Genomic DNA, 7567 nt, shown 5'->3' with positions numbered 1-7567 from the left:
TTTTCTGAGGAAATTTGTAGATAATAATCTTCTCGATTAACTCGATAACATTTCTTTGAGTGTTAGGGTCAATAATCTGTCGGCGGGTTTGCTCAATCAAGGATTGAACCTGTTCGGGTGCTTTTTTCCCACTGATGAGGATAAACTGGAGGATACTTATCCCCAGAGAGGGAGGAGATTCAGCCTCGATTTCATCGAGATATATTCGTTGGATCCGCTCTAAGTTTAGCAAATTTTGGTAAGCGATGGGAAACCCAATGTCCAAGCGGCGCTTTCCCCACAGAATAACGGGACAGCAGGTGCGTTCCGGCTTATACTGCTTGAGATACAGGAAGAGCTGAGTCATAAATCGCCAATAAAAATCCTCGTCTTTTTGAAATTGAACTTCGACAAAGTAAAGCGGATAATCCGGGTGGTCAGCATCGGGAATAAATACGCCATCGAGCCGGAAAGCCAATTCTTTGATTTCGATTGACTTGAATTGATAATTTTGCGCTAGATTCGGAGATTCCCCCAGCAGTTGAAAGAGAAGTTCGGGAAAGACTTGAAATAGGGTATAAAAGATTTTATCGGTTTTCATTACTCCTTCTTTGGTCGTCAAGTCAATAGTCTTTTTATGAATTTGTGTGAAGTTTTTGTTAAATTTAGATTACTCTAACTAGATTAATTTTTTATCCTTGCCATTCCCAATTGCAAAACCTCTAAAACCTTGACTAAGTCACCGGCTAGTAAAGCATCTCTATCTAACCCTAATCCAGGGAATATCTGAGAACAAATTATCCCTTCTGAGTTCGGTTCAAGTTTAATATATTCTTCATTGGTTAATCTAAACCAATCAAATTCTCCATCGTCAACTCGCCAGACTAGATATTCTTGCACTTGGTTACGGCGATAAACCTTAAGTTTTTGATGTAAGTCAAGGGAGACGGTACTCGCTGCAATTTCGACGATTAACTCTGGCGCACCTTCGACATAACCATCCTCACTAATTGTTGATTGTCCACCATTTTTAATTCTTAATAGTGCATCGGGTTGAGGTTCATTGTCCGCATCAAGACGAACCGTACAATTATCCCCTAATTGCAGATTGGGAGTAAAGGCTTTATACACACTTAGCCAACCTATAATATCAGCAGGGGGTTCACCATGGTTCTTAATTCTGAGGGGAGAAGCCATAATATAAACAATTCCTTCAATGAGTTCTGCTTTTTTCAGATTTGGCATGGCATTATATCTACGCTCAAATTCACGACGAGTGAGCTTGTCCCCATTTTCTAGGCGTGGAATGGTTAATTGAGGAGAAATTGTTGTAGTTGCTATCATCTTGGTATTTCCTGTCGTCAAAAAATGGGTAATTCTCAAGTAAATCCAGGTAAAACGCTCTCCCCAGATAAGGTGGTTGGTAATGAGACGATTTCTACTTCCTGATTTTGGCGATAGATGGCTACCTGTTGACTAATGGTATCAATTAACCAACCGAGTCTTAAGCCACTGACGAGATATTCCTGCATTTTTGCTTGGAGTTGACTTAAAGAATCAGTGCGTGCTCTTAATTCTATCACAAAATCAGGACAAATTCTCGCAAATTTTTCTTGTTCTTCTCGGGGTAAAGCTTCCCAGCGTTCATTAGCAATCCAAGCAACATCAGGGGAACGTTTACCACCCTTGGGTAAGGTAAATATAGTGGAAGAACTAAAGACTTTACCGAGTTTTGTTTGACGATTCCAAATAACTAAATCGGCGTTCAAATCTGATTCTCGATGAGTTCAAACTATCCAAGCGGGAATGCCTGGAGGTATTTCTTTATGCCATCAAGAAGGCTTTAGACAAACACCAGTTTAAGCTTTATGCTCTCTGTATCATGTCTAATCATGTCCATTATCTGATCGCACCTGCCCAACCAGAAGATTTACCCAAAATTATGCACTTTCTCAACTGGTACAAGGCGATGTGATCCCCCCGCCTTCGGCTTCCCCCGTCGTGCGTTTCATTTTTGAGTCAAGACCTAATTTAGCGGCGTGATTGCTCTAAAATAGGGTTATCGCTTGTTCAGTATATAGCAATGACCTTAATCGCTGTCATCGATTATGACATGGGAAATCTGCACTCTGCCTGTAAAGGACTGGAAACCGTGGGTGCAGTGCCGAAAATTACCGATTCTCCCCTCGATCTGGAAAAAGCTGACGCTATTGTCTTACCCGGAGTCGGTTCTTTTGATCCTGCTGTCCGGCAAATTCGCAGCCGTCATCTCGAAAAACCGATCAAAGCGGCGATCGCTAATGGTAAACCCTTCCTCGGTATCTGTCTCGGTTTACAAATTCTCTTTGACTCATCAGAGGAAGGTCAAGAGGCGGGTTTAGGGATTATTCCGGGGACAGTGCGCCGTTTTCGCTCAGAACCGGGCATTACCATTCCCCACATGGGTTGGAATCAATTAGACTTCACCCAGCCGGATCATGCTCTTTGGCAGGGATTACCCCCGCATCCTCACGTCTATTTTGTCCATTCCTATTATGTCGATCCCCTTGATAGTCATCTAACTGCCGCCACCGTCACCCACGGCAGTCAAACGGTGACGGCAGCGATCGCTCGTGATCGTTTGGTAGCGGTGCAGTTTCACCCGGAAAAATCCTCGACTAATGGCTTAAAAATTCTGGCTAACTTTGTTCAGCAGGTGCAAAAATTAGCTTTAGTCTCCTAAATAAGCCTTTAAAACCCGCTCGTTTTTTTGGATTTCGCTGGGAATGCCATCGGCTAAATTTGTCCCTTCTGCTAATACCCAAATGTGGTGACAAAGGGACATAATCACATCCATATTATGCTCGATAATTAAAAAGGTAATTCCCTGACGATTCCACTCGATAATATGGTCGCTGATTTGACCGATTAAAGTGGGATTAACTCCGGCGGCTGGTTCATCTAATAAAATTAATTTTGGCTCGGTCATTAGCGCTCGGCCAATCTCTAATAATTTACGCTGTCCTCCCGATAAAGCTCCCGCATAATCATGCGCTTTTTCCCCTAGACCGATCGAATCTAATATGTCCAAAGCTTTGGCACGATTTTCCTGTTCCTGTTGGCGAATTTTTGCCCCCTGAAACCAGACGTTGAGAAAATTTTCTCCCGTTTGTCCCGGACTAGCTAAGAGCATATTTTCTAACACCGTTAATCGGGATAATACCCTGGCGACTTGAAAAGTTCTCACACATCCTTTCAGGGCAATTTGATAGGGAGGCAGCTGATGAATCGGCTGACCATCAAGAAAAACTTCCCCTTTATCTGGGCGAATAAAATTAGATAAAAGGTTAAAAAGTGTGGTTTTGCCGGCTCCATTTGGTCCGATTAACCCGGTGATGCTGCCCTGCGGCACCTCCAAATAAGCATTATTGACGGCGCGAATGCCCCCAAAACTTTTCGATAATCCTTTGGCAGAAAGTAACATATATGAATTATGAATTATGAAGTGTTTTCAGTTAACAGTAAACAGTGAACAGTAATCGATGAACTGAAAACTGAAAACTGAAAACTGATAACTGATAACTGATAACTGAAATTATTTTCCCAAAGTTAACTCCTCTTTTTTGCCGAGGATACCCTGGGGTCGCCAGATCATTAAAACCATGAGCAGCAGACCGATAATCATAATCCGTAAAGCCCCTAATTGGCTATCATTAAAAATAGCTAATTGGGGTAGAATAAAGCGAGTCAGGGAATCGTAAGCCCAGAAAATTATTGATCCTAGTAAGGTGCCGGCATTGCTACCAGAGCCACCGAGAATGATAATAATCCAAGCGTTAAAAGTCAATAACGGTTCAAAATTAGTCGGGTAAATGGTGGTTAATTGCCAGGCTAAAAAAGCCCCGGCCAAACCAGCGATCGCACCGCCTAACATCAAAGATTGTAACTTATACCAAAAGACATTTTTTCCCAAGGCCCGGGGAATTTCTTCATCTTCCCGAATCGCTTTGAGGATGCGTCCCCAAGGCGATCGCAAAAGTAATTCTAACCCAGTATAAACGAGAGCGAGGAGGACTAAAACTACCACCATCAGCCCCGCTTTGTAATTATAGTCATTCAGGGCAATTACGCCGTTTATATACAGAAAAAGCAGTATTATCGCCCCTAACGACCCCCAAAATATTAAAGCTCTCTTTTGCGTCGGTTGATAGCTTTTACCGCTAATTTGCCCGGCTTCGCGCCATTGTCGTTGCAGATTGCGCCCCAATTGCCAGAGAGCAAAGATAGCAAGCAGGGTAAACAGGGCAATAATTAATAATTTGACGGGAAAACTGGGATTTATATCCAAAGGTAGGGGATAACGTTGTAGTCCGAAACTGCCTTTCGTTAACCAATCCTCGTTAAGCACCAGTAAACGAATTAACTCAGATACCCCGATGGTGACAATTGCTAGATAATCGGCTCTTAATCTCAGGGTGGAAAAACCGATAGCCAATCCCAACAATGCCCCTAGGATCGCCCCGACAATAGCGGCAAAAATCATCGGTACACCCTGTAAAGTTAATAAAACCGTTGCATAAGCCCCTAAAGTGGCAAAAGCAACGTGACCAAAGTTAATTAAGCCAGTAAATCCCCATTGTAGATTTAAACCGAGGGCAAAAATCGCGTAAATACCCGCCCAAATTGTCAGGGAAACCAAATAATCTGTCATGTTATGGCAATTATCTTAATAGTGAGGTACAAAGTTGTCGGTTTCGGGAGTCAGGAGCCAGAAGTCAGGAGTCAGGAATCAGGAGACGATGCCCAATCCAGTTATACTTCATACTTATGAGAAACGCTATAACTAAAAAATGATCTTCAAAGTAAAAAGTAAAAAAGGGGTTGGGAGTGGGGGAGTACCGGAGTTGGGGAGAAAAAAGCTGAAAACTCACATCTGATTACTGATCACTGATTACTGATCACTGAAAAGGCCGTTGTAACTGCTAGTATAATATCAGTTACAACGGCCTCTGTAGCTTGATGGACAATTGTGACGAGCGGAGGGTGCTAGGCTATTAATAACGAAAAAACCTTGTCCTGTTGATTTCTATGCCTCTTTTGATTCTAATTGCCGATGATGACCCCGGTATCCGCCTAGCGGTTAAAGATTATTTAGAATTAGCAGGTTATAGTGTGGTAGCGGCGAGTAATGGTTTGGAAGCTTTGAATTTATTGGATACCTATCATCCCCATCTTTTGGTATCGGATATCAAAATGCCGCGTTTAGACGGTTATTCTTTGGTGACTAAGGTGCGGCAACAGCCAGAATTTAGGTTATTGCCGGTAATTTTTTTAACCGAAAGAGGGTCAACAGAGGAAAGAATCCGCGGTTATCAAGTGGGTTGTGATATCTATCTTCCTAAACCTTTTGAGATGGAGGAATTAAAAGCAGTTATTCGCAATCTTTTAGAGCGATCGCAAATGGTGCAAAGTGAACGTCAATATCAGAAATTAAAACCAGAAGAAAGCCCCAAAACTAGGGATGTTTTAACTTCTTCTTTACAGGACGATTTTAAGTTAACTAATCGCGAGCGGGAAGTGTTAGAACATTTAGCCCGGGGACTTTCTAACAGTGAAATTGGGCAAAAACTGCATCTTAGTTCTCGCACGATCGAGAAATATGTTAGTAGTTTACTCAGAAAAACAACTACTAATAATCGCGCCGAATTGGTGCGTTTTTCCCTCGAACACAGATTAATCGATTAGCTGGAAGAAAAAACTTAAATTTTGTTTTTTACGTCCTCCAAAAGACTGCCACAGGAGTCTAAAAGTAGCTCGATTACGCGGTCAAAACCTTCCCGACCACCGTAGTAGGGATCGGGAACTTCTTTTTCTGGGTGATAACGGGCATAGTCACACATTAACTTGACCTTTTCTTGATATTTTCCTGTTCGATCTAGGGATAAAATATCTTGATAATTGGCTTTATCCATGGCTAAGATTAGATCAAAATTCTCGAAATCCTCGCGAGTAAATTGTCTGGCTGTCCCTTGCAGAGGAATACCGCGTTTTTTAGCCGCCGTATTCATGCGAGAATCGGGAGGAGAACCGATATGATAACCCGCAGTCCCCGCAGAATCACAGAGGATTTTATTGCCTAATCCTTCTTGTTCAATCAGATAAGTCATGATATTCTCGGCAGCGGGAGAACGACAGATATTTCCTAAACAGACGAAGAGTAGTTTATAGGGCATAAATTGACCGGTAGAATCATCACTAAATTGCCAATTATAGGGCATTTTTAACATCCCGATAAAGATTTATCCTCAAAAAACTCCTCGCTGTCCATTAACCTAATTTTGGCTAATCCCAAGCTTTCTAAATAATCTTGCCACCCTTGGGGGGTATCTTCAATCGCTAATAATCCTAATACTCTAGCTACGTCTGCTACCCAGGGTAGGGTATGAATTCTATAACCCTGCCAGTTTACTTCTAAAGATAACCAAGCGGGAATCTCTTGGGGGTTAAATTGTTGGGAGGCAAGATAATCAGCTTGAAAGCAGTAAATCCGAGGTGGTTTTTGACTCTCTAACAAGGTTAAACACTCCTTCTAATCTGGACATTAATCTCTTTCCCCATATTTTAGGGGAACCTCAGCATAATTTCTGTTAAATATGAACTTCTCTTGTCAAGAAATAGTTAAGTTTGCTCAAGACAATTTACTCTTAATTCTCCCCTAAGCGAGGACGAATAATTAAATAAATTGCCGGACCGATTAGAGGCAAAAGGGAAATTACCGGCAACAGGAAAGGATTTTTTAATCCCCGTCGGGTTAGATCATCTTGCAGCAAAATTGGACATAATAGGGTTAAAAGACAGAAATCTAAACTCATAACATGAATAAAACGGCTAGTTTGCCACTGATACCAAAAATCAGACCAATTGCCGTTAATTAATCCGTAAGCGATTAAAATTGCCGCAGTAATTAGGGCAATTACTCCCAACCAAGGTGAGTCTAGAAGTTTAATGACCAGATTTTTTTTACCGGTAAAATTGCTGTTGGGTTGACGGAGAGTTAGATAGGGTAAAATAGCGAAAGCTCCCACAGCAAAAGAGGCAAAAGCAAAGGGCCAAGCGATGATTTTTTGGTCACGACCATCGATAATTAAAAGGCTAGTGTAGATAAGTGGCCAAACTCCCATCAGGTTAAAAAGAGCAATAATTAACGGGTTGATATCTTGCCATTTCCCAGTGGAAAGATTGATAATTAAATTTATTGTATCTGGTTGATCGGGGGGTGCTAGTAAAAAAGCGTATAATCCGAAGCCTAACCAAAGCAAACCGAGAATAATTTTTGTTAACATGGGAGTGGATAATTAGGTTAATTGAGTAATGGGAGTTCAGCAGATATTTTAGTACAAAAGTGATCAAAAGGTCAAGCAAGATTACCTAATCAATGATCACTAAGTAGGTAGGCGTTAAAAATTATCAGATGCCCCCTTATCAAGGAGGATCCCCCCGCCTATCGGCACCCCCCTTATCAAGGGTAGATCCCCCCGCCTATCGGCACCCCCCTTATCAAGGGTAGATCCCCCCGCCTATCGGCACCCCCCTTATCAAGGGTAGATCC

At 42.0% G+C, this 7567-nt stretch carries 10 protein-coding genes and 1 pseudogene; 3 read left to right on the top strand and 8 right to left on the bottom strand.

Annotation, left to right across the window (positions count from 1 at the left end; translation table 11 throughout):
• The 3 genes and pseudogenes from EWV66_RS17135 to EWV66_RS17125 all read right to left on the bottom strand — a co-directional run.
• Nucleotides 1-601: DUF2887 domain-containing protein (locus EWV66_RS17135; protein ID WP_287116015.1), on the bottom strand; the 601-nt coding region annotated here is incomplete at its 3' end.
• A gap of 62 nt (nucleotides 602-663) precedes the next feature.
• Nucleotides 664-1323 carry a Uma2 family endonuclease gene (locus tag EWV66_RS17130; protein ID WP_052278186.1) on the bottom strand — a complete coding sequence of 220 codons (660 nt, stop codon included), beginning with the start codon at nucleotides 1321-1323 and terminating at the stop codon, nucleotides 664-666.
• A 35-nt stretch (nucleotides 1324-1358) separates the two neighbouring features.
• Nucleotides 1359-1763 (bottom strand): annotated as a pseudogene (locus tag EWV66_RS17125) (Uma2 family endonuclease); the annotation flags it as partial.
• On the opposite strand from EWV66_RS17125, the gene EWV66_RS17120 reads away from it, so the two are divergent.
• Complete coding sequence (locus tag EWV66_RS17120) at nucleotides 1751-1954, top strand: transposase (protein ID WP_072927416.1); 204 nt, start codon at nucleotides 1751-1753, stop codon at nucleotides 1952-1954. The pseudogene EWV66_RS17125 and the gene EWV66_RS17120 overlap by 13 nt on opposite strands.
• Nucleotides 1955-2062: 108 nt before the next feature.
• On the top strand, nucleotides 2063-2701 hold the full coding sequence (gene hisH, locus EWV66_RS17115) for an imidazole glycerol phosphate synthase subunit HisH (protein ID WP_052278185.1): 639 nt from the start codon (nucleotides 2063-2065) through the stop codon (nucleotides 2699-2701).
• Here the strand turns inward: hisH and EWV66_RS17110 are convergent.
• Together EWV66_RS17110 and EWV66_RS17105 are read right to left on the bottom strand one after the other, a co-directional pair.
• Nucleotides 2690-3442, bottom strand: a complete 753-nt coding sequence (locus EWV66_RS17110; protein ID WP_052278184.1) for an ABC transporter ATP-binding protein — start codon at nucleotides 3440-3442, stop codon at nucleotides 2690-2692. The two genes, hisH and EWV66_RS17110, sit on opposite strands and share 12 nt — an antisense overlap.
• 111 nt (nucleotides 3443-3553) lie before the next feature.
• Nucleotides 3554-4669, bottom strand: a complete 1116-nt coding sequence (locus tag EWV66_RS17105; RefSeq protein WP_287108803.1) for a branched-chain amino acid ABC transporter permease — start codon at nucleotides 4667-4669, stop codon at nucleotides 3554-3556.
• 377 nt (nucleotides 4670-5046) lie between these two features.
• Between EWV66_RS17105 and EWV66_RS17100 the strand changes: the two genes are divergently transcribed.
• Entirely contained in the window at nucleotides 5047-5703 is a 657-nt protein-coding gene (locus EWV66_RS17100; protein ID WP_002742402.1) for a response regulator transcription factor, read from the top strand.
• A 14-nt stretch (nucleotides 5704-5717) separates the two neighbouring features.
• Here EWV66_RS17100 and EWV66_RS17095 read toward each other — a convergent pair whose 3' ends face one another.
• From EWV66_RS17095 to EWV66_RS17085, 3 genes are all read right to left on the bottom strand, one after another.
• The gene (locus tag EWV66_RS17095; protein WP_052278577.1) at nucleotides 5718-6236 is read right to left on the bottom strand and encodes a low molecular weight protein-tyrosine-phosphatase; all 519 of its coding nucleotides are present in this window, start codon (nucleotides 6234-6236) and stop codon (nucleotides 5718-5720) included.
• Nucleotides 6237-6238: 2 nt separating this feature from the next.
• Nucleotides 6239-6532, bottom strand: coding sequence for a hypothetical protein (locus tag EWV66_RS17090; protein WP_002733401.1), 294 nt, complete (start codon nucleotides 6530-6532; stop codon nucleotides 6239-6241).
• 130 nt (nucleotides 6533-6662) lie between these two features.
• Nucleotides 6663-7301, bottom strand: a complete 639-nt coding sequence (locus EWV66_RS17085; protein ID WP_052278182.1) for a hypothetical protein — start codon at nucleotides 7299-7301, stop codon at nucleotides 6663-6665.
• Nucleotides 7302-7567: the final 266 nt, after the last annotated feature.

It is taken from the genome of Microcystis sp. M_OC_Ca_00000000_C217Col (assembly GCF_007095585.1).
Taxonomy (GTDB): Bacteria; Cyanobacteriota; Cyanobacteriia; order Cyanobacteriales; family Microcystaceae; genus Microcystis; species Microcystis panniformis.
This window is presented reverse-complemented; position numbering and strand designations above follow the sequence as displayed.